The following is a 23,372-nucleotide window of genomic DNA, read 5'->3' on the forward strand; positions in this document are numbered from 1 at the left end:
AAGGTTATCCTTGCAGGTCAGTGAGACTGTCGTGGTATCTCAGGCCTCGGTCAGCGAGCTTCTGACGCATCTCGTAGATATCCAGCCCCAATTCACCCGCTGCCAGGCGTACGCGTTTCTCTTCTTCGAGCCGAGCGCGTTTTCGGCTGGTTTCAAACACTTCGGGTAACTCGTCTCGGCGGACAACGACTACGCCATCATCGTCTGCCACGATAACGTCTCCGGGCTCGACCAATTGGCCAGCGCAGATGATTGGCACATTGACTGAGCCCAGGGTTTCCTTGACGGTACCCTGGCCATGAACTGCCCGCGACCATACCTTGAAGCCCATGTCGCGTAGTGTTCGGGTATCGCGCACACCGGCGTCAATGATCAGGGCGCGTACTCCCCTGGCCATTAACGAGGTAGCGAGCAAGTCGCCGAAGTAGCCATCGGTGCAGGGCGACGATGTCGCGACCACAAGAATATCGTCGGGTTGGCATTGTTCGACTGCTACGTGAAACATCCAGTTGTCACCAGGCGCGACCAACACGGTTACCGCTGTTCCGCTAATGCTCTGGTTTTGCTGGATCGGGCGAATGGCGCAATCTAGCAGGCCTTTACGCCCCTGGGCTTCATGCACGGTGGCAACCCCAAAGCGATCCAGTTCGTCGATCAACGCCGAGTCAGCACGGGGAATATTGCGTACGACAATGCCGGTTTTTCCGATCAATGTGCTCATGCCAAGTTCTCCGTTACCCGTGGGAAGATGCTTTGGTAGCCCTCTGCGTAAACGATGTTGCGGGTGGAGGTGATGCCCACATTGCGTTTGGCCTGCACTCCACGTTGCAGCGCAACACGGGTGTAGTACTCCCAGAGATGTTCCTGGCCTGCCATGCACTGGATGGCGGCATATTTTTTGTCCCAGACCTCAGTGATATCCAGCAGAACATCCGGGCGCCATTCACATTGCTCAGGCTGATGGGGTTCGAAACTGTAGACAGGCGGGGCGCCCACAATTTTCTCGCCAGGTTTGTAGCCTTCAGCCTGGGCGATGATGCGGGCTTCCTGAGTCAGGTTCATCGCTAGTGGGTGATCATAGTTGTAAGGGTCTTTGATCGAGTGACTGAGGACAAACTCCGGTTGAACGCGACGAAATACATCGGCTAAGCGAAACAGCGTTTCTTTGTCGGCCCGCATCGGGTAGTCGCCGATATCGAAAAACTCCACGCTCGCGCCAAGGATCTCCGCTGCGGCTTCAGCCTCGCTGCGACGCGCTTTTTTGACCTTGTCTTCAGACATATCGCCTTTGCGCCAGAGCTTGGCCGACTCACCTCTCTCTCCATAGGAAAGGCACACGATATGAACGGCGTGACCTTGTTGGGCATGCAGCGCGATGGCGCCACCAGCGCGCCAGACGAAGTCGGCTGAGTGGGCGCTGACAACCAGTGCGGTTTTTATTTTATCGATCATCGGAGGGCTCTTTTTGCGGTTGGTTGATAGAGCCCACGTTCGCATTTGAGGAGGGAATTGAATAATGCGTTCGGCGGTGGCAGGTATACGTTTTACTTATCGCGATGGGTTCTGCATGCTGTAAATCTGCTTCCTCGAAAATTCGGTAGGTGCACGTGCACAATCCTGTACTACCCAATCTCATGCAGATTCGGGCGTTCCTTCGTGTCGTCGAATACGGCAGTGTTTCTAAGGCATCCGCTGTGCTGTTTCGTGCTCAGCCTGTTGTAACGCGCTCCATCCATTCTTTAGAGAAAAGGCTCGGTATTTCGCTGTTTGAGCGACACGTCGATGGTATGCGTCTGACTAAGTATGGTGAGTGCACAGTTCCTCGGGCTAGAAGGGCAATGGATGAATTGCTCGCTATACCGCACTTGCTTGGACAGGTATTAGGTCACGTTGCGGAGCCGCTTTATCTGTTCCAAATTCGACGCTTGGAGATCTTTGCGAAACTCTGTGAAACGCACCATATGCAAACCACTGCGAGCACTTTCGGGGTTTCACAACCAGCGATCAGTGCTGCCATTAAAGTCCTAGAACAAGGCAGTGGGGCTGGCCTGTTTGAACGTACTTCACAGGGTTTGCTTCCCACCCGTGCCTGTCTTGTAATGTTGGTGCAGGTGCGCCGAGCCCTTAATGAACTGCGTCACATCGATGCAGACATCGCTGCTTTGGGTGGATCCCTTCAAGGCGTCGTGCACGTAGGGGCCTTGCCTCTTGGGCGCACGGGGATATTGCCCGAAGCCATAGTGCGCGTGACCTTGGAACACCCTCATGTACAAATCGTAACCAACGAAAGCCCGTTCGACTTGTTGGCAAGTGAACTGCGCGCAGGCGATGTGGATTTTGTGCTTGGGGCTCTACGTCCATCGGCCTACGCCAGCGACCTGCATAGTGAGGCCTTGCTGCAGGAAGAAATGGTCATCCTGGTACGCCGCGACCATCCTTGGTTAAAACGGGTTCCAGTCTATGAGGACTTAAGTGCGGCGCGTTGGATACTGCCTCGTGCGGGTTCCCCCGCAAGAAAACTGCTGGATGCGTTTTTCGCCTACATCGGCATCACTGTACCTAGCTGCGTGATTGAAACGGGCGACCTAGCGATTCTGCGCGGCGTGTTGTTACGCTCAGACATGCTCGCCGCTGTTTCAGCACACCAGTTGGAATACGAAATTGTTAGCGGTGATCTTGTTCAGCTTCCACTTTCCCTGAGCCATACCACGCGACCAATTGGTTTTATCACAAGAATGGGAGCGCTTCAGTCGCCAGCGGCGCAGGCGTTGATGGACAAGATTCGTGAGGTGGTGATCAGGCAAACTGCTTGAAAGGTACGTAGCCTCCATATCTTGACTCGCCTTAGGAATTGCAGCCATTCGTCAGCAAGACAACTCGACCCTTCTTGACAGTCGAGTCGTCTGGGGAAATACTCGACACAAAATTCATATAGATGACTATATAACAAGGTGAATAAAGTCGATGAGTTCTCTCCCTAGTGATACTCGCCTGCCGCTCTACCAACGCCTGCGTGACCAATTGGCTGAGCAGATCGCCAAAAATCGCTGGCGTCCTGGTGAGGCGATTCCTACCGAGGCTGCGCTATCAGCGGAGTACGAACTGTCTACCGGCACGGTGCGCAAAGCGATTGATGCGTTAGTCAGTGAAGGCATTCTGGAGCGTCAGCAGGGGCGAGGGACTTTCATTCGCCGACCACAATTTCAATCCTCTCTGTTTCGCTTCTTTCGATTCCAGACGGCTGCCGGAGAACGCCAAATGCCGGAGAGCCGCATCTTGTCCATCGAGCCAGTGGCCGCGCCCTCGGCCGTAGCGCAAGCGCTGGGGTTGCCCGTCGATGCTCCGGTCATTCGCATTGTTCGTTTGCGCCTGCTGGAGGTTCAGCCGGTGCTTGCCGAAGAAATCTGGTTGCCGCGTAGTCGCTTCCAACCCTTGCTTGAGACCGACCTCAGTCTGAAAGGGCCATTGCTGTATCCGATCTACGAAGACCTCTGCGGCCAGGTCGTTGCCTATGCAGAAGAGACACTCACGGCCGAGTCGGTGAACGACGTGCACGCGCGCCTGTTGCAAGTGCCGGTTAACAGCCCGGTGGTGGTGATCGAGCGACTGGCTCGTGATTACGCCGGTACGCCACTGGAATGGCGTCGCTCTCGCGGACACGCGGAGCACTTCCGCTACAGCGTGGATATCCGCTAGCGCCTGCCCGTGTAGTGAGATGTTCAGCGACGCGCAGATCGTCGCTGTTACCTGATTGTTTGCCAAAACTGGCCCTGTAGCGGAGCGGTTCGCCCTCGGCTGCCTTACGTTCCACATATAAGGATAAGAACCATGTTCAGCTGGTATCGCCAAGTCACTCCTCGGGAGCGCAAAACGTTTTGGGCCTGCTTCGGCGGATGGTCGCTCGATGCACTGGAAGTACAAATGTTTGGCTTGGCGATTCCGGCGTTGATCGCCGCGTTCGCCCTGACCAAGGGGGATGCGGGGCTGATCAGTGGCGTCACACTCGTCACTTCGGCCATCGGCGGTTGGGTAGGGGGCACATTGTCCGACCGCTATGGCCGAGTACGCACATTGCAATGGATGATTTTGTGGTTCTCGTTCTTCACCTTTCTGTCCGCGTTCGTCACTGGTTTCCATCAGTTGCTGATCGTCAAAGCACTGCAAGGCTTCGGTATTGGCGGTGAATGGGCCGCTGGCGCAGTATTGATGGCCGAGACCATCAACCCTAAATTTCGTGGCAAGGTGATGGGCACAGTGCAAAGTGCCTGGGCTGTGGGTTGGGGCCTGGCGGTTGGGATTTTTGCGCTGATTTATTCGTTTGTACCGCAGGATATGGCCTGGCGTGTGATGTTTATCGTTGGCCTGCTGCCGTCGTTTCTGATCATCTGGGTGCGCCGTAACGTCGAGGAGCCGGACAGCTTCCAGCGCCTGCAAAAAGAGAACGCCATCCCGCAAAGTTTTTTCAAGTCGCTGGCTGGTATTTTCCGCCCCGAGCTGATTCGCGTGACCTTGTTTGGTGGCCTTTTGGGACTGGGTGCGCACGGTGGCTATCATGCGGTGATGACTTGGCTGCCGACCTTCCTCAAGACCGAGCGCAACCTGTCCGTTTTAAACTCGGGTGGCTACCTGGCGGTGATCATCATTGCGTTCTGGTGTGGTTGTGTGGCCAGTGGTTATTTGATTGACCGCATTGGCCGTCGTAAAAACATCGTGCTGTTCGCTCTGTGCTGTGTGGTGACCGTGCAGTGTTATGTGTTTCTGCCACTGACGAATACTCAAATGCTGTTTCTGGGCTTCCCGCTCGGCTTCTTTGCCGCCGGTATTCCGGCCAGCCTCGGGGCGCTATTCAACGAGCTGTACCCAGCGGATGTGCGCGGCGCTGGTGTAGGTTTCTGCTACAACTTTGGCCGGGTGCTCTCTGCGGTCTTCCCATTCCTGGTCGGTCACATGAGCGATTCCATGTCCTTGGGGTCTGCGATCGGTATCGACGCAGGAATTGCCTATGGCGTAGCGGTGATCGCGGCACTTTGTCTTCCGGAAACCCGTGGTCGTGCCCTTGAAGCCTCGAATACTTCGGTGCAATCCACGGTCACCGGTAACGAGAGTGCGCGGGCCTGATGACCATTACCTTCGAATGATGATAGCCATGCCTGATACCTGTAATACGCCGATCACCGGCATCGATTCCCATGCGCACGTTTTTAATCGTGAGCTGAACCTGGCCGCCGTGCGGCGTTATACCCCTAGCTACGACGCTACGCTCACGCAGTACCTGGGGCATTTACAGGCCCATGGCCTGAGTCATGGCGTTTTGGTGCAACCGAGTTTTCTTGGCGCGGACAACAGCTATCTGCTGGCGGCGCTGCGCCAGGCCCCGGAGCAGTTGCGAGGGGTCGTGGTGCTGGAGCGGGACGTCAGTCGCGACACGTTGAGCGAAATGGCTCGACTGGGTGTGGTGGGCGTTCGCTTGAACCTTATGGGTAAAGTCTTACCTGACTTTCGTGACTCGGCTTGGAAAGACTTCTTCGGTCACATCGCTGAACTGAACTGGCATGTCGAGTTGCACCGCCAAGTGGAGGACTTACCGGGGTTGATTCGTGAACTGATGCCGTTTGGCATCAAACTCGTGATCGATCACTTCGGTCGTCCGGATGCGCGTTTAGGCGTTGATCAACCAGGCTTTCTGGAGATGTTGGAACTGGGGGTAAGCGGGCAGGTATGGATGAAAGTTTCCAGCATCTATCGATTGGAAGGAACGGATCAACAGAACCTGAAATTTGCTAGGATTGCCTTACCACTCCTGTTGCAGAGTTTCGGCGTGCGCCGTTTGGTTTGGGGCAGCGATTGGCCACACACCCAGCATGAAGACAGCATTGGTTTCGGTACGGTGGTGGAGCAGTTTCAAGCGCTGGAGAGTTCGACTCAGATTATGCGGTCGTTGCTCGTGGAAGCGCCTAGTGAGTTATTCGGATTTCAATCTGGTTGCGAACTAGTAACAACCGTCGATTAAGGAAGCTGCCAATGTCCTAACACCAGGGAAGTCGTCGAAACCAAAGGCGGCAACCACAAGACGCTGAAGGAATGGAAAGCTGAGCACGGCTCGCTACTGTCGAGTCCTGGCTGACCAAGTGATCTTGGTTTGAGTACAAAAGGGCCCGAGAGGGCCCTTTCTCGCGGATCGAGTCAAAGTGACGTTCAATACCGGCTGAGCAAAATGCCACAATGACGATATGGTTAGTAATGTTCTGTTCGGCTTTCTAAATTAGACGCCCCTTATATTCCAAGTAATATATATGTAGGCTTAGATTTGGCCCAATCAATATCCTTTGGGGAGCGAGGCCGCGTCGAAGCAGTCTCGTAACTCTGACTAAAGCTTACTTAAAGGAGTAGGTGTAGTTAACGTAAAAACGTGTTTGGTCAGTATCAAAAGCGCTTTGTGCTTCAGGAACATCAGTTCGAAAGTTCGCTCGACGTAATGAGAAAGCCAATCCTTTAGCAGCTCCAGATTGAATGACATAGTCAATGCGGTAATCTCGCTCCCACTCTTTATATTTTTCTCCGTTCCCGCTTGCATCTTTAATGTCTGTTGCATGGAGATAGGTAATAGAAGCTTTTAGTCCTGGTAGGCTGAGTGGGGCAAAATCGTACGCATACTGCCCAAAGGTTGTATTTTCCCCCGCGCGGGTGAAAGAGTTGATCATCGAGTCTGTGAAAAGATAATAGCTTGAGCCACCCTCTCCCTCGGGACGTCCTCGACCATCGCGCACAGAACCATTACTAATTGAGGCCATTCCGCCATCGTCGCCAACTTGCTGATGGCCCATTAGGAATGAATGCCCCCCGATGGCGTATGTGAACATTGCAGACCAAGTATCGTTATTAACTTCACCAGGGATTTTTGCAAAGCCACCGTTGTTATTAAATTTATAACCATCTTGTCCATTAATACCATCAGACCGGCTGTTAAAATATCGTAGGTCTGTTTTCAGTGTCTGGCCAGGAACGATTTGAGCAATATGTACAAGTCCAAAGAAGTTCTGAGTGTAATAGTCTTCAAGTTTGGCGTAGTAGTATTGAAGGGTGAGGTCTTTATTAACCTTCCAATCGGCCCCTCCGAACCAGAATCCATCTGAACCCCGTGTGCCTCCACTCATCGCAATGCCAGCCCAATTGCTTGAAGCTCGACCAACTTCTCTATCGAGCATGCCCCCCGTTAGAGTAAAATCGTCAATTTCCTCTGAAGTGATTTGAGTGCCGTTGTAAGCGGCAGGCAATAGGCGCCCATCATTGGCCACAAGGATAGGCAAGGTCGGAGCTAGGCTATTGCCAACCTTAATTTCGGATTTAGAAAATTTTATTTTGGCAGCACCACGTATACTTGACCAGTTACTAACAGGAGTGCCATCACTACTGACCGGGCTTACAGTGTTGACAGTGGCAGGGGAGTGGTTATCTATCCCTCCATCCAAATTAAAACCTGTTACTGCTTGCAAGTCAGAGCCAAAACCAACGGTGCCTTCGGTAAAGCCCGAAGAAAAATCAAATTTAAGCCCGGTGACAGTTTGCCGTTGATCGGTGTTTTGTGAACGAACGTCATTTTCAAAATAAAGTGATCTAGAGCTGATACTGGATGTGCTATCTTTCAGAAAGTCGGCATGCGCATATTGAGTAACAGTTGATCCAAACGTTAAGAATACAAATGCGGCGCTTTTTGGAAATTTTATCATTGTTGTTCTGCTCGTATTTTTATCAGTGGTTTTTGTTTGGCAGGTGTGAGACGTTATGAGTGGTGTTTCATGTTTTATCGTGTTGTGATCCTGCTCCAGTGTATGGCTGGTAAGGTTGGTTTATAAACTCTTCTGATGCATTGAAAGTAAATGTATTTTGGTTGTTTTTTAGCGGGTGAAGTGGTGGTGGGACTTGTCCCGAGTGTTAAATGGTAAAGTTGTTGTGGTAGGTTACTTGGTTAACGCAGCATCCTATTTTTTGGTCTGTCATTATCAGTGCTGGCAAGGGTAGTTTGGCTTTCCTATTTGAAGCTGTTTGTCCAGCTGACCTCAAAACCCGTATGTGTATGGCGCACTCGTTTTGTCTGCAATCATTGTGTAATGAAAGATTGCATTACCTTGACGACCTTCTGACTGAGGTCACTCCATGAGCAAGACACAGCTTGTCAGCGGCAGCATTTCACCGCTTTCTGTGTGGAAAGGTGTACCCATGTATGCATCACTATCTATGAAGCCGGGAGGGGAAAACTTGCCATCGCAATCGATTTCTTGGGTGCTTTTAGCTGGTCGGCGTTTTGAATTGATGTAGAGCCCAGGGACTCCAACGGCCGCAATCTCTGTAGTGCGATTGCCCTCAATTAAAATGTCCGCTGACTCCCAGGGTGGTGCTCCAATGCCATCAATGATCGACAGTCCGCGAAGCACCATTCGATGATAGGGGCCGTCACCGCGATCATTTTGGATCGCAGTATTAACCTGGCCGAGCCCTTTCTTGGCGAAACCCGCGACCATTTTTTCGCCAACCTCAATTGGCGCCGTTGTGCTTGTCTCCACAATGCCTCCTATTATTCTAATTTGAATCCACACCTACCCATCATTCAGGTTATTTAGGAGACGATTTGCTCCTTTTTTATTTTTCAAATTGCCATGTTGCTATGCTCTCCAAGTCGCTCCATTATTGCTAATTAGAATTTTAGAAAGTTCAATATCGATAAAATCGATGAAGCCAGCCATCCGCCAGTTCCAGCATTTCACTGCACTCGCAGATGAATCGCACCGAGATTCGTAGATACCTCTTTGCCTTAAACCGACGGCAATCAAGAGGTGGCATGAGCAAACCGCGTACCCCGAAGAATTCAAAATCCAAGCGGTGGATCAAGTGATCGAAAAAAGCTGCCTGTCGCTCATGTACCGGCACGTCTTGGTGTGTCGACGCATAGCCTCGATGCCTGGATAAAGCGCTAGAGCGAACCTCAAGAGGAGCGTTAGCAGGACGATGATCAACACCCTGAACTGCGTCGTCTGCGAGCAGAACTCAAGCGGGTCACTGAAGAGCGAGACATCTTAAAAATGGCCGCCGCGTACTTTGCCAATGTGCGGCTGAAGTACGCCTTATCAAGCAGCGAGCGGGCGACTATTTGATACGACGCCTTTGCGAGGCGCTGAAAGTTCACCCCAGTGGTTATTATGCTTGGTTGTCCGAGCCGCAATCTGCCGGCGCTAGAGACGACCAGCGATTGCTGGGTTTGATCAAGTATTCAAGGCTGGAGAGCGGCGGAATTTATGGCTATCGTAAAATCCATGACGATCTGCGTGAGGTTGGTAAGGATTTTGGTCGCCATCGTGTGGCGAGGCAGATGCATCTTGAAGATCTGCGTTCTCATACAGGGACGACACCTTGGAAAGTACGGAGGTAACCCAGCAGTCGCCTCACCTAATTTGCTGAAACGCCAGTTCGATGTTGTTGAACCCAACAAATTTTGGGGCACCGTATGAAGGCTGGCTGTATTTGGCTGTGGTGCTGGATTTGTTTTCACGCCAATTTGACGACTGTTCAGTGAAGTCGCAGACGACAGTGATTTAGTCATTGATGCGTTAATGATGCTGGTTTGGAGGCGTAAACCGAAACGGGAGGTGATGGTCTACTCCGACTAAGGCAGCCAGTACAGCAGCACCGATTGGCGCAGCTTTTTTAAGGCGAGCAATTTGGTTAGCAGTATGAGTTGCCGAAACAACTGTCATGACAATTGCGTTGCCGAGAGATTTTTCCAACTTCTGAAACGGGAACGGATCAAGCGGAAATACATACCACGCGGCATGATGCTCGTAGCGAGGTGTTCGATTACATTATGCAATGCAAAAGGCCGCCATAGTTTCAACAATCAGCTGTCACCGGTAGAATTTGAAAAGCGTTACGCAATGAGCTTGCAAGGTGTGTAGATAATCCGGGGCGGCTTTCTTAGGTTGCCGTCAATAGGGCAATTGTTTCTGCGTTGTCGTCATAACAGTTAAATCGTAGTCGAGCGAATCAACTCAACTAGCGTTACCCAGCGATTAATACTCAAGTACTTAGAACTCCACACGATACCAATGTCCATGGTCGGTATTTTATCCGTTAGCATACGCCTCGAAATACGTTGTCCTTCAAGAGACCACGGGCGATACACAAAGTCGGACAAAATACTGACCCCTTGGCCTGCTGCGACCAAGCTACGCACTGCTTCAATAGAGCGGCTTTGCAGACGTACTTTTGGTTTAATCTCAAAAGGTGACCAGTAGCGATCAAGTGTGGAAATGTGTTCGTCCATATCAAGCAGGATGTAGTTGTGCCCTGCGACATCCTGCAATGAAATCTGCTCCGTGGCGATCAGTGGGTGCTCAGGGTGGGCCCAAAGTTGGCGAGTTGAACGAACCAATACTTCGTATTCCAAATCGTCGGAGATGGAGAGGTTGGACGTGAGCATGATCGCGAAATCCAACTCGCCTTTTCGCAGCCTTGATTCCAGCTCCTTTCGATCATGCTCCTCGCAAACCACTTCCAGCATTGGAAATTTACGCTCAATGGAAGGAAGCAGTACCCCAATGAGGTAGGCGCTTATCGTTTCAGTCAGTCCGATTCTGACGGTGCCCTCAAGTTGTGTGGGTTGAACATGCAAGTCTTCAACCGCCTCGTCCAAGGCGTTCATGATGTTTTGGGCATTGCGCAGGAATCGCAAGCCAGCCGGGGTCAAACGCGTGCCTGACGCTTGCCGGTAAAATAGCTGCGTCTCTAGCGTTTTCTCCAGGCTCTGGAGGGAGGCGGTCATGGAGGACTGCGAAATATGGCAACGCAGAGCCGATTTGGAGACCTGACCCGTGTCTGCAAGTGCAATGAAATGCTGCAGTTGGCGGATGGTTGGCTTCATCGATTTTACCGATATTGGTCTTTCTAAAATTTGAATTAGCAATAATGCGCCGGCTTGGAGAGCATAGCAACATGGCAATTTGAAGAATAAAAAGGAGCACATCGTGTCGGCCAAGCTTATACGCGGTTACTGCACCCTATGTAGATCCCGGTGCGGCACCTTGAACGAAGTTCAAGGCGATAACCTGATCGCAGTTCGTCCCGACTCCGAGCATCCAACGGGTAAGGCCATGTGCCTGAAAGGCAAAGCTGCTCCTGAATTGGTCGATAACGCGGACAGGCTCCGCCATCCCATGCGCCGCACGCAGCCCAAGGGTGCCGCAGACCCAGGCTGGGTTCAAATTTCCTGGGACGAAGCGCTGGATGAAATTGCTGGCCGCATGGCCGATATCAAATCGCGTAGCGGCGCAGAGGCCTTTGCCTTTGGTGTAACGACGCCCAGCGGAACTCCCTTGAGCGACAGTATCGATTGGATTGAACGTCTGATTCGTCGGTACGGCAGCCCCAATACCTGCTACGCCACCGAAATTTGTAACTGGCACAAAGATTTTGCCCACATGTTCACCTTCGGCAGTGGTATGCCGGCAGCGGACTACGCACATGCGGGGCTTATCATGCTGTGGGGCCATAACCCGACGAATACCTGGTTGGCCCAAGCCCATGCAATCGGAGAGGGAAGGCGTGCCGGGGCGAAGCTCCTTGTTGTTGATCCGCGGGAAACAGCTCTTGCCAAGCAAGCAGATGTCTGGCTTCGCGTGCGGCCTGGCAGCGATGCAGCGCTCGCCATGGGGATCGCGAACCTCCTGTTGAACAAAGGCGGATTCGATCATTGCTTTGTTCAGACGTGGTCGAACGCGCCCGCTTTGGTGCGTTGTGACAACGGGCGTTTTCTGCGTGCTGATGACTTGGGTCTCAAGCCAGGGCATGAACCGATGTATTGGGACAGCCTGCGTGAAGAAGCTGCTGTGCTGCCGCGAGCGGAAGCTGCCGAGGTTGCAATGGACTATCAAAACGCAACCTTGAGGGGGCGATTCCAAGTCAGGACGAAGTCGGGGCTAATCGAATGCCAACCGGTGTTTGAACTTTATGCTCAGGCCTGTGCTGCTTACACGCCCAAGCGTACGGCTGAATTGACTTGGGTGAGTGAAGAAGACTTGCACCAAGCAGCAACGCTCATCTCAGAGGCTTCGAGCGTCGCGTATCACTCTTGGTCGGGGGTAGGTCAGCAAAGCAATGCCACACAGAACGAACGAGCGATCGCGTGCCTCTATGCGTTGACTGGCAGTTACGACGCGGCGGGTGGAAATCAGATCTTACGCAAACCCCCTTATCGGCCTGTGAGTGGTCTGGATCTTGTCCGAGAAGAACAGCGGGTCAAAGCTTTAGGGTATGACAAACGACCCTTAGGGCCTCCGGCACAAGGTTGGATTACGTCGCGCGATCTCTACGAATCCATTACCACGGGCGCTCCCTACCGCGTCGAGGGCATGCTCGCTTTTGGCACAAACCTACTGTCCTCACACAGCGACACCGCCTTGGGCATCGAAGCGCTGAAATCTCTCGACTTCTATGCTCATTGCGATCTGTTTTTAAATCCAAGTTCTCATTACGCTGACCTTGTTCTGCCGGTCAATACACCATGGGAACGCGAAGGACTACGTATTGGATTTGAAGTATCTGCAGAAGCTGAGCAGCATATTCAGTTGCGCCAGCAGATGGTTTCTTCCCGGGGAGAAGCCCGGTCGGATAATGATATCGTTTTTGCGTTGGTTAACCGTTTAGGTTTCGCTGATGATTTCTTTGGCGGAACACTTGAGCAAGGCTGGAACGCCATGCTTGAACCGTCCGGGTTGACCGTCGACGAACTGCGCAAACATCCGGAAGGTATTTCGGTCAGCGTCGTACAACAAAGCCATAAATATGGGAACACGGGGTTTGCCACGCCCACGGGGAAAGTTGAGTTCTACAGTGAGCGGTTGCTAGAGCACGGTTACCCACCTCTCCCAAATTTTGTCGCTGAGCAAGACCTCATGGCGACGGATAGTCACTTTCCCTATGTGTTGACCAGTGCGAAAAGTGGTTATTTTTGCCATAGCCAACAGCGCAGTGTGGCGAGTTTGAGGCGCAAGTCGCCATCGCCTTTATTGGACATTTCCTCTGAGTTGGCCTGGGAAAAAGGCATCGCTGATCAGGACTGGGTTCGCGTCACGACCCGCATGGGAAGTGCGAGATTTCGCGCTAGACTCATTGATTCACTCCATCCGCGTGTGCTGGTCGGTGAGTTCGGCTGGTGGCAGAGTTGCGTCCCGCTCGGGCAGCCGGCAATGCGTGTCTTGGGTGAGGACAACAGCAATTACAACAGCCTGATCGATACTCAGCGTGTAGACCCCGTGAGCGGATCAGTACCTCTGCGCGCATTCACCTGCGATGTGTCCAGAGAAGCTAGCGAACAACTCCAGCCCTCACGATGGAAAGGCTATCGTCCGTTCGTCATCACTGCGTTGGACGCTCAAGGTGAAGATGTCACGCAAGTCTCCATGGAGCCGATTGATGGAGGACTGCTTCCCAATTATGAGTCCGGCCAACATGTGACCATCCGGCTGGATGTGACTGATCCTGACCAGGGATTGATCACGCCGAGAACGATTGCTGTGCGTTCTTATTCCTTAACCGGGCCTGCTGTTGAGCCAGGTAAAAGCCAATACCAGATCGCTGTGCGTCATGCGAAAGCTCGCGGGCCAATGGGTGAGGATTGGGATGGTCTGGTCTCAAAGCACATCAACCAGCGATTGAAAATTGGCGACAGAGTAGAGCTTCAGGCACCCAGCGGAACATTCGTTATCCCTGTGCATTCATCACGTCCCTTGGTTTTTTATGCGGGCGGAATCGGCATCACTCCATTTTTGTGCGCGCTGGAAACCGCTGTCGCAGCGAAATCCAAGGCCGAGATGCTGTTGCTCTACGGTAATCGCAATCATCGAGGCCATGCATTTGAAAAGCGCTTAAAAGAACTTCAATTGCACCTGCCTGGATTGAAAATAATCAATGTTTACAGCGAGCCTGAAGTGGGTGCTGCTTTTAATGCTGATGTTATTCATGGGTATTTAAATCTTAATTTAGTTGAGGATAATTGGATGGCCCGTCGTGCTCTGCACTATATGTGTGGGCCTCCCGTCATGATGAAGGCGCTGACAGAAGGCTTATTAAGCGCTGGTGTTCCTCGATTCGATGTTTTCAAAGAAATATTCCGTTCCCCCATTGCTTCGAAAATCGAAGCCAACGGGGCATTTGAAATTACTTTCTCTCGTAGTGGGAGAACCCATACATGGACAAGCGAGGCTGGGCCACTTCTCACATTTTCGGAAAACCTGGGTATTGAACTTCCTAGTGGTTGCAGGGTGGGTCAATGCGAAAGTTGTGCGGTAAGAGTTCTGAAAGGGGAAGTCAGCCATCTTCATGGTAGTGAACCGGAGGATCCGGAGATTTGCTTGGCGTGCCAAGCCATACCAACAACAAATCTGACGCTGGATGCTTGATTCAACCAGGAGTCAGAAACATGTACGAACCTAGAAGGAAAATAAAAATGCGCAGTACAAAGGTTCTTCCAACGTTGAATCAAGCAGAGCCGTCCTGCTGCTGTCTTGAGTCATGTCGTAGCAGCGGTTTTTTGCGTGACATTTCAAAAAGCCAACTCCAGTTGAGCATGCAAGGAGTACTAGCATGAACACTGAACGATTGAGTAATGTTGGGTATAAGAGCACTTCGGGCCGCTTAGAGCGTATTGCCATTTCGGTCAGTAATTGGTCGGAAAAATGGTTCCCCGAAGCCTATATTTTTGCAGCGCTTGCCGTAATCGTCGTGACATTGGCTGCGATGTCCATGGGCGTTCCCTTGGTACAGGTCGCTCGTGGATTTGGCGATGGCTACTGGACGCTGATTCCGTTCACGATGCAAATGGCTCTGGTAGCTATTTCGGGTTACATCGTCGCGGTCTCACCGCTCGCTTCACGATTGATCGACTCCTTGGCTCGCATGCCTCGCACTGCACGAGGTGCCGTGGTACTCGTGGCATGTGTGAGCTTGGGTACGTCGTTGTTCAATTGGGCGATCAGCTTGATCCTGAGTGGCTTATTGGCCAAGGCCATGGCTCGACGCAACGACTTGCACCTAGATTACCGTGCAGCCGGGGCCGCCGCTTACTTGGGTATGGGCGCCACGTGGGCCTTGGGTCTGAGTTCGTCCGCTGCTCAACTGATGGCCAACCCAGCGAGCTTGCCGACAGGCCTCATTGAAATCAGTGGTGTCATTCCGTTTTCGGAAACGATTTTTTCTTGGCAATCGATGTTGATGACAGCGATTCTGATTGTGGTCTCCGTCGCAATCGCCTATTTCTCTACACCTACTGGAAATCGAGTTAAAACCGCCGCTGATTTGGGTGTCGATCTGACTGAAATCAATTTGGTGGTCAGTAAACCTCAGCGTCCTGGTGAATGGCTCGAATACTCGCCGGTGATGACGGTTCTGGTGGTCTTGCTTAGCTCGCTCTGGCTTTACAGTGAATTCACCACTAAAGATCCAGTGCTCGCGATATCAAACCTCAATACGTATAACTTTCTGTTTCTGACGCTGGGTATGCTTCTGTGCTGGCGGCCAATCCGTTTTATCCGTGCCTTTGCCAAAGCCGTACCTTCGGTAGCAGGAGTACTGATTCAATTCCCACTCTATGGGGGCATTGCCTACATCATGACGAAGGCGGCCAACGTTGATGGCCAAACGCTTTCTCATGTGTTGGCGTCAGGGTTTGTTTCGGTCGCTTCATACGATACTTTTTCAGCGGTCATGGGGCTCTATTCCGCTATTTTGGGGTTTTTCATTCCATCCGGTGGCGGTAAGTGGCTGATCGAAGCACCTTATGTATTACAGGCGGCAAATGAGCTGAAGGTCAATCTTGGCTGGTCGGTGCAGATTTACAATGCCGCCGAAGCGCTCCCCAATTTGATTAACCCGTTTTGGATGTTACCGCTACTAGGTGTTCTAGGATTGCGAGCCCGGGATATTGTTGGCTTTACGTTCACGCAGTTACTGGTGCATTTGCCGCTCGTATTATTTTTGTTGTGGTTCTTCGCCAGTACGTTCCAATACATTGCGCCGGTAATTCCGGGTAAATAAACAACTGTCCAGGCAAATGTTTAGGTGCTGTTTTATAACAGCATCTAAAGCGCTTCGTCTGCATTGCCAACTATTACTGTTGGATGTGTATCGACAAAACTATAAACGGAGAATGACATGGCCGATAAAAAATACATCATCTGTGACAAGGCAGAAACCGCTGCGCTGCTGGATTTCGCTCAACTGACAGATGCAATTGAACAAGCGTCGCAGGAGTATACCCAGGGCCAGATTACCAGTCCGGAGCGTATGGTTGTGCCTATGGCTTTAGGGGGAGTCATGCTGAGCATGCCCGCAGTCTCTGAAGATCTGGCGATTCATAAATTGGTTAACGTACAACCGAAGAATCGGGATCTCAATATTCCAACGATTCACGGTCATGTTTCGGTTTATGACGCAGAAACGGGGAGCCCGTTGTTCATTCTGGATGGGCCTGAAGTCACGGGCCGTCGCACGGCGGCAGTAACCATGTTGGTGATCCGTACATTCAAGGAAGCTCTGCCAAAAGAAATTCTCATCATCGGCACCGGGACGCAGGCGACCTATCACTTGCAGGCGATTCAGGCGCTGTACCCAGAAAGTAAAGTTTGGATGCGTGGAATCAACGCAGCTGACGCTCAGCAATTCTGCACAACCAACCGTAGGGTACACCCTAATCTACATCCGTGTGTTGATGACGAGGTGCCAGAGACAGTCGATGTGATCATCACGTTGACCACTAGCACTGTGCCTGTCTACAACCAATCTGGACAAGTAGGAAGGCTTGTAGTGGGCGTTGGAGCGTTCAAACCAGAAATGGCTGAAATCGGAAAAAATACGTTGTTCAGCAGTGATATTTATATCGATGATCCAGCAGGGGCGAAGCATGAGGCTGGCGACCTGATTCAAGCTGGTATTGATTGGACTCAAACTCGATCCTTGGCTTCGGCCTTCACAGATACACCCGATCTGACTCGTCCGATTGTCTTCAAAAGCGTGGGTACGGGTGCATGGGATTTAGCTGCCTGCCGCGTAGCACGAGCTAAATTGGGCGTCTAGTAATCAGCTGATTGGTTTGTTGCGAAATCCCTCCAGTTGATTAAGTCGAGCCCTATATCGATGAGTTTATTAACTGGAGTTGTAAGCGCTGTTTTCTGAGCGCGTTAGTGATCGAGTTTAAAGAGTTGTTTTTATCTCTTTGTTAAGTGGTTTAACGGCCCTCGGAATCTGCGAGTTACAACTGGGTAATCAATCAGGTGGTTTCGCCAACTCCATGAGCGTCGGGGATTCTAATCGCGATTGTGTTTAGTTGGCCGTCGGGCCGATTGATCTCAGACCACATTCGCTTGCGATACATAAATTTTTAAAGTTCCTAGCAATATTGCGGAGGGCACGACGTTGAACTATTTGAACGAGATGGTCGGTAAAGAGACTGGCGAACCAGGAAACATCATGCCCAATGACCTGCATGAGCCATTTGCTGAGTTTGCTGCAAGCATTCTTCCGCAGTCCGTTATGCGGGCAGCCATCACGGCGGCTTATCGTCGTCCAGAAACGGAAGTCGTGCCTATGCTGTTGGAGCAAGCCCGCCTTCCGGAAAAAATGGCAACCTCAGCCTGCGAGCTGGCGGCGTCCATCGCAGAAAAGCTTCGGAACCAAAAAAATGCAGGGGGGCGTGCGGGTCTCGTTCAGGGACTTCTGCAGGAGTTCTCTTTGTCCTCCCAAGAGGGCGTTGCACTGATGTGCCTGGCCGAAGCGCTGTTGCGGATTCCTGATAAGGGTACCCGCGATGCACTTATTCGCGACAAGATCAGCTCTGGCGACTGGGGGCCTCACTTGGGTAACAGTCCGTCGATGTTTGTTAATGCCGCTACCTGGGGCTTATTGCTCACGGGAAAATTGGTATCGACTAACAGCGAAGCAGGGCTCACCTCGCTGCTTCGTCGGATCATCAGTAAAGGGGGAGAACCCCTGATCCGCAAGAGCGTGGATATGGCCATGCGCATGATGGGGGAGCAGTTCGTCACAGGGGAGTCGATTGCGCAGGCATTGAGTAATGCCAATCGTCTAGAGGAGGAAGGTTTTCGCTACTCTTACGACATGCTGGGCGAAGCGGCACTGAGCGAACACGACGCGCAGAGATACCTGGTGTCCTACGAGCAAGCAATCCATGCAATCGGTAAGGCCTCAAGCAACCGTGGTATTTATCAAGGCCCCGGAATTTCGATCAAGCTTTCTGCACTGCATCCACGTTACAGCCGTGCGCAGTATGGTCGGGTCATGGATGAACTTTATCCCCGTCTGCTGTCGCTGACGTTGCTCGCCAAGCAATACGATATTGGCCTCAACATCGATGCTGAAGAATCCGATCGGCTCGAACTGTCGTTGGATCTGTTGGAGCGCTTGTGCTTTGAGCCGCAACTGGCAGGTTGGAACGGTATTGGGTTTGTGATCCAGGCTTACCAAAAACGCTGCCCTTACGTGATTGACTACGTGATTGACTTGGCTGAGCGCAGCCACCACCGCCTCATGATTCGTTTAGTAAAGGGGGCGTATTGGGACAGTGAAATCAAGCGTGCCCAAGTCGAAGGATTGGAGGACTATCCGGTTTACACCCGTAAGGTGTACACCGATGTTTCCTACATAGCCTGTGCGCGCAAACTGTTATCTGCCCCTGAGGCGATCTACCCTCAGTTTGCCACGCATAACGCGCATACGTTGTCGGCCATCTACTATATTGCGGGCGACAATTATTACCCTGGCCAATACGAGTTTCAGTGTCTTCACGGAATGGGGGAGTCACTTTACCAGCAGGTCGTGGGCAAGGTGAGCGATGGGAAACTGAATCGCCCTTGCCGAATTTACGCTCCCGTGGGCACTCACCAGACATTGCTTGCCTACCTGGTTCGCAGGCTGTTGGAGAACGGGGCGAATACATCTTTCGTCAATTTGATTGCTGACAAGTCAGTGTCAATCAAGGAGCTGGTCGCCGACCCGGTCAGAAAGATCGAAAGCCTTGCGCTGAAAGAGGGTGCCTTGGGTTTACCTCATCCTCGCGTCCCCTTGCCACGTGATCTGTATGGTGTCGAACGACCAAACTCGGCGGGCATCGATCTCGCGAACGAGCATCGCCTGGCGGCTCTGGCGGATGCGCTGGTTAGCACCACGCGTGCTGAATGGTTCGCTGCCCCCATGCTGGGCTGTTCAGCCAGTGACGGCAAAACGGAGGAGGTGCGTAACCCGTCCAACCTGCGTGATGTTGTAGGCCATGTTCAGCACGCAGATCTTGAAGATGTCAGCAACGCATTGGAGTGCGCGGTGCGCGCAGTTCCCGTTTGGCTGTCGACGCCGCTCAGTGAGCGCGCGGCCATTCTGGAGCGAGCTGCAACGCTGATGGAGGCTCAGACCCAGCCACTGATAGGACTGTTGGTGCGCGAGGCTGGAAAGACCTTTGCAAATGCCATTTCAGAGGTGCGAGAAGCGGCGGACTTCCTCAGGTATTACGCCGTACAGGCACGCAATGATTTCAACAACGACACCTACCTACCCTTGGGCCCAGTCGTTTGTATCAGCCCCTGGAACTTCCCGCTGGCGATTTTTACAGGCCAGGTAGCGGCGGCGCTCGCGGCGGGTAATCCGGTGTTGGCCAAACCTGCTGCACAAACATCACTGATCGCGGCCCAAGCCGTACGATTGCTTCTGGAGGCAGGTGTACCTAAGTCGGCGTTGCAATTACTACCAGGAAGTGGACGCATTCTAGGTTCAGCAATGATCGCGGATGAGCGCGTGAAAGGTGTGATGTTCACGGGTTCCACCGAGGTAGCTCGCTCCTTGCAAGAGACCCTGGCCGGGCGTCTTGATGAGCGAGGTCGGCCAGTGCCCCTGATCGCGGAAACTGGCGGACAAAATGCGATGATTGTCGACTCGTCCGCGTTGACGGAGCAGGTGGTTTTCGATGTCATCACTTCTGCTTTCGACAGCGCGGGTCAACGTTGTTCAGCACTGCGAGTCCTGTGCTTGCAAGAGGACTCCGCTGACGACGTTATCGAAATGCTCAAGGGGGCAATGGCTGAGTACCGCCTTGGCAACCCAGATCGGTTGAGCGTTGATATCGGGCCCGTCATCGATAGCGGCGCCAAAGCGGGCATTGAAAAACACATTCAATCGATGCGCACCAAAGGGCGAAATGTTTATCAGATCGCAATCGCAAACACCGAAGAAACTCGACGTGGGACTTATGTCATACCGACGCTGATTGAACTGCAAAGTATCGAGGAGCTGGAGCGAGAGATTTTCGGGCCAGTCTTACACGTTGTTCGGTACGCGCGTAAGGAGCTGGATCGCTTAGTGGATCAAATCAACAATTGTGGCTATGGGTTAACATTAGGCGTTCATACGCGCATTGATGAGACTATCGCCAAGGTCGTAGACAACGCCCACGTGGGGAACATCTACGTGAACCGCAACGTTGTCGGCGCAGTTGTTGGTGTGCAGCCGTTTGGTGGAGAGGGGCTCTCAGGAACGGGGCCAAAAGCTGGTGGCCCGCTGTACCTGTACCGCCTTCTCTCGGCACGTCCAGTCAATGCAATTTCGAGTTCATTTCAACGCAACAGCTCGTTTTGCAAGACGAATGTATCCGAACGTTCATTTGATTCTGCGCCGATCGATGAATTGAAAAAATGGGCCGCAGACAATAAAAGGTTAAGCTTGGTCGGGCTGTGTGTTCACTTTACACAGCAATCTCAAAGTGGCGTTACCCGAGTGCTGATGGGCCCAACCGGTGAGCGTAATAGCTATATTTTGCTTCCGCGCGAACAAATTCTGTGCCTGGCTGAGATTGAGGACGATCTCCTGATCCAATTGGCTGCGGTATTGGCGGTTGGTAGTCGTGCCTTGATAGTCGCCAACGCTAAAAGTCGTGCGCTTATTAGTCGATTGCCTCCTTCGGTTCAGGCGAGAATTCTTACGGTCACAGACTGGAAGATTCACGATGTGAAATTCGATGCAGTATTGCACCATGGCGATTCAAATGAACTTCGTGAAATTTGCCGAACGGTTGCTCAACGAAGTGGAGCGATTATCAGTGTGCACGGACAATCGAAAGGAGAAACTGATATTGCGCTGGAACGATTACTGATTGAACGTTCTGTGAGTGTCAACACAGCTGCTGCGGGTGGTAATGCCAGTTTGATGACCATCGGTTGAGGCCGGATCGATAAGGGGGCTTCTATTGGAGCTTCCTTAGCGATTTCTTAATCGGAGAACTTAAATTTGGATAGCGGCACAAAGCAAGTCCAGCATAAAAATAGAATTCCCTGTCCTAGGCTATGGTGATTGAAATGTCAGGTCGCACATTAGTGGACGCGTTCTCTCGGCGGATCGATTACTTAAGGATGTCGGTAACAGATCGCTGCGATTTTCGTTGCGTTTACTGTATGACTGAAGAGATGGAATTTCTGCCACGAAGCCAGATTTTGAGACTGGAGGAAATTTATCGTGTCGCCGAAAGTTTTGTCGCTTTAGGAACCCGCAAAATCAGGTTGACCGGGGGGGAGCCTCTGATACGTCCGGGTGTTGTGGGCCTGTGTGAACGTATAGCCGCTCTACCAGGCTTGAAGGAACTGTGCATGACCACTAACGGTTCACAGTTAAAAAGGCTTGCGCAGCCACTGATCGATAGTGGGCTTAGCCGTCTGAACATCAGCTTGGACAGTCTTGCGAATGAGCGTTTCAGTAAGCTGACACGCACGGGTAATTTGTATCAGGTTATCGAAGGCATCGACGCCGCAATCGCGGCAGGCTTCCAGAATACAAAGATCAATTGTGTAGTCATGAAGGGACACAATGACGGTGAAATAAATGATTTGATCCGTTTTGCGATTGACCGACACCTGGACATTTCTTTTATTGAGGAAATGCCTCTGGGGCTAATTACCGAGCACAGCCGAACGACTACCTATTTTTCCAGTGAACAAGTACGTCAATGTATTGCGCAGCAATATACAATGGTTGAGTCTGCTGAGACAACAGAGGGCCCCTCGCGGTATTGGAGGCTCGCTGAAGCACCGAATATTCGCGTAGGCTTTATTTCTCCTCAGAGTCATAATTTTTGTGACAGCTGTAATCGAGTGAGATTAACAGTTGAGGGGCGGCTCATACTATGTTTGGGGCACGAGCAAGCAGTCGATTTAATGTCCATTCTACGGAGTGACCAAAATGATCGAGACCTGTTAGAAAACGCGATCATTGAGTCCATGAAGGTAAAGCCGTATCGCCACAGCTTTCAAGTAAGTGATGATGTTCAGATTGTTCGCCTGATGAATATGACAGGTGGATAGTCAAGAAGCTGGAGAAGTTTTGGATTCCCCAGTGCGCAGAGTAACTTGGGCAGGCTTTAAGAGTGATTACGCTTTGAACGTGTGTTCTGCACCAGGAAACTCACCAGATTTGACTTGGGCCACATAGGTTTGTAATGCGGAGTAAATGCTGTCGTGACTTTTCATAAAGTTCTTAACGAATTTTGGCGTGTGCCCAGTCATTGATAGTCCCAATATGTCGTGGAGTACAAGTACTTGTCCATCCGTATCTGGCCCAGCGCCAATTCCAATAACCGGGATGCTGACGGATTGTGTGATTTCGGCTGCGAGCTCTTTAGGGACGCATTCCAGCACCAACATCGCGGCACCGGCTTGTTCCAGGGCCACCGCATCAGCCCGCAATTGCCGCGCGTGAGCCTCGTCGCGGCCTTGTACTTTATAGCCTCCCAATACATTGACCATTTGAGGCGCTAGTCCCATGTGTGCACACACCGGAACACCTCGATGTGAGAGCTCACGGATCGAATCCAATTGGAGTTGCGCGCCTTCAATTTTTATCATGTGCGCACCAGCTCGCATTAACAGCGCGCTACTGGTTAAGGTTTGTTCATGGGTGGCGTTGGCCATAAAGGGTAAGTCCGCGACAATTAGAGATCCGTGGTTACCTCGTTTAACACCAGCCACGTGGTAAGCAATTTCCTCAGTCGTTACCGGAAGTGTGCTGTCATGCCCTTGCAGCACCATGCCCAGGGAGTCGCCGATGAGCAACACCTCTACACCAGATACACTGCAGGCATGGGAAAAAGTCGCGTCATAGCACGCGAGCATAGTGATTTTTTCTTTTTTTTGCTTGAGTGACATCAATGTAGACAAGGTGGTAAGAGTCATCCGACTTCCTTCGGCGTTAAGTCTGAAAAAACAAGTCAATGAGAAAATTTGTTAGGCAACTTTTCTCATAAAGACTTTGGGGTAAATTAGGCATGTGAAAAGATGTAA

At 51.9% G+C, this 23,372-nt stretch carries 14 protein-coding genes and 3 pseudogenes; 11 read left to right on the forward strand and 6 right to left on the reverse strand.

The window, feature by feature from the left end:
* Positions 1–4: 4 nt before the first annotated feature.
* Entirely contained in the window at positions 5–721 is a 717-nt protein-coding gene (locus KW062_RS06300) for a 4-carboxy-4-hydroxy-2-oxoadipate aldolase/oxaloacetate decarboxylase (RefSeq protein WP_105754982.1), read from the reverse strand.
* Positions 718–1,452 carry a 4-oxalmesaconate hydratase gene (galB, locus tag KW062_RS06305; RefSeq protein WP_105754981.1) on the reverse strand — a complete coding sequence of 245 codons (735 nt, stop codon included), beginning with the start codon at positions 1,450–1,452 and terminating at the stop codon, positions 718–720. Before galB ends, KW062_RS06300 begins: the two co-directional genes overlap by 4 nt.
* Before the next feature lie 182 nt (positions 1,453–1,634).
* On the opposite strand from galB, the gene KW062_RS06310 reads away from it, so the two are divergent.
* The 5 genes and pseudogenes from KW062_RS06310 to KW062_RS28800 all read left to right on the forward strand — a co-directional run.
* Positions 1,635–2,813, forward strand: coding sequence for a LysR family transcriptional regulator (locus KW062_RS06310; RefSeq protein ID WP_105754980.1), 1,179 nt, complete (start codon positions 1,635–1,637; stop codon positions 2,811–2,813).
* Between the two features lie 151 nt (positions 2,814–2,964).
* Positions 2,965–3,696 carry a GntR family transcriptional regulator gene (locus KW062_RS06315; RefSeq protein WP_105754979.1) on the forward strand — a complete coding sequence of 244 codons (732 nt, stop codon included), beginning with the start codon at positions 2,965–2,967 and terminating at the stop codon, positions 3,694–3,696.
* Positions 3,697–3,828: 132 nt separating this feature from the next.
* Positions 3,829–5,118: an MFS transporter gene (locus KW062_RS06320; RefSeq protein ID WP_105754978.1), complete on the forward strand. Its 1,290-nt coding sequence runs from the start codon at positions 3,829–3,831 to the stop codon at positions 5,116–5,118.
* A 28-nt stretch (positions 5,119–5,146) separates the two neighbouring features.
* On the forward strand, positions 5,147–6,010 hold the full coding sequence (locus tag KW062_RS06325; protein ID WP_105754977.1) for an amidohydrolase family protein: 864 nt from the start codon (positions 5,147–5,149) through the stop codon (positions 6,008–6,010).
* A 15-nt stretch (positions 6,011–6,025) separates the two neighbouring features.
* Positions 6,026–6,132: pseudogene (locus KW062_RS28800) on the forward strand (transcriptional regulator); the annotation flags it as partial.
* 242 nt (positions 6,133–6,374) lie between these two features.
* Here KW062_RS28800 and KW062_RS06330 read toward each other — a convergent pair.
* A complete protein-coding gene (locus tag KW062_RS06330) occupies positions 6,375–7,727 on the reverse strand; it encodes an OprD family outer membrane porin (protein WP_105754976.1) in 1,353 nt (450 codons plus the stop codon).
* A gap of 420 nt (positions 7,728–8,147) precedes the next feature.
* A complete protein-coding gene (locus KW062_RS06335) occupies positions 8,148–8,561 on the reverse strand; it encodes a hypothetical protein (protein ID WP_177433266.1) in 414 nt (137 codons plus the stop codon).
* Positions 8,562–8,823: 262 nt separating this feature from the next.
* Between KW062_RS06335 and KW062_RS06340 the strand changes: the two are divergent.
* Positions 8,824–9,947: pseudogene (locus KW062_RS06340) on the forward strand (IS3 family transposase).
* Between the two features lie 68 nt (positions 9,948–10,015).
* On the opposite strand, the gene KW062_RS06345 reads toward KW062_RS06340, so the two are convergent.
* The gene (locus KW062_RS06345) at positions 10,016–10,912 is read right to left on the reverse strand and encodes a LysR family transcriptional regulator (protein WP_218277056.1); all 897 of its coding nucleotides are present in this window, start codon (positions 10,910–10,912) and stop codon (positions 10,016–10,018) included.
* A gap of 103 nt (positions 10,913–11,015) precedes the next feature.
* Here KW062_RS06345 and KW062_RS06350 point away from each other — a divergent pair, with 103 nt between their 5' ends.
* The 5 genes and pseudogenes from KW062_RS06350 (at position 11,016) to moaA (ending at position 22,397) form a co-directional block, all read left to right on the forward strand.
* Entirely contained in the window at positions 11,016–14,447 is a 3,432-nt protein-coding gene (locus tag KW062_RS06350) for a molybdopterin-dependent oxidoreductase (RefSeq protein WP_105754975.1), read from the forward strand.
* Positions 14,448–14,631: 184 nt separating this feature from the next.
* Complete coding sequence (locus KW062_RS06355) at positions 14,632–16,080, forward strand: short-chain fatty acid transporter (RefSeq protein WP_105754974.1); 1,449 nt, start codon at positions 14,632–14,634, stop codon at positions 16,078–16,080.
* A 117-nt stretch (positions 16,081–16,197) separates the two neighbouring features.
* Positions 16,198–17,118, forward strand: coding sequence for a bifunctional Delta(1)-pyrroline-2-carboxylate/Delta(1)-piperideine-2-carboxylate reductase (lhpI, locus tag KW062_RS06360; protein ID WP_105754973.1), 921 nt, complete (start codon positions 16,198–16,200; stop codon positions 17,116–17,118).
* Positions 17,119–17,448: 330 nt separating this feature from the next.
* Positions 17,449–21,264: pseudogene (gene putA, locus KW062_RS06365) on the forward strand (trifunctional transcriptional regulator/proline dehydrogenase/L-glutamate gamma-semialdehyde dehydrogenase); the annotation flags it as partial.
* A 134-nt stretch (positions 21,265–21,398) separates the two neighbouring features.
* Positions 21,399–22,397 (forward strand): GTP 3',8-cyclase MoaA, encoded by a 999-nt coding sequence (moaA, locus tag KW062_RS06370; RefSeq protein ID WP_105755051.1) that lies wholly within the window; start codon positions 21,399–21,401, stop codon positions 22,395–22,397.
* 66 nt (positions 22,398–22,463) lie between these two features.
* Here the strand turns inward: moaA and panB are convergent, their stop codons facing one another.
* A complete protein-coding gene (gene panB, locus KW062_RS06375; RefSeq protein ID WP_105754972.1) occupies positions 22,464–23,264 on the reverse strand; it encodes a 3-methyl-2-oxobutanoate hydroxymethyltransferase in 801 nt (266 codons plus the stop codon).
* Positions 23,265–23,372 lie beyond the last annotated feature (108 nt).

The sequence above is a fragment of the Pseudomonas fluorescens genome (genome assembly GCF_019212185.1).
Classification (GTDB): Bacteria; Pseudomonadota; Gammaproteobacteria; order Pseudomonadales; family Pseudomonadaceae; genus Aquipseudomonas.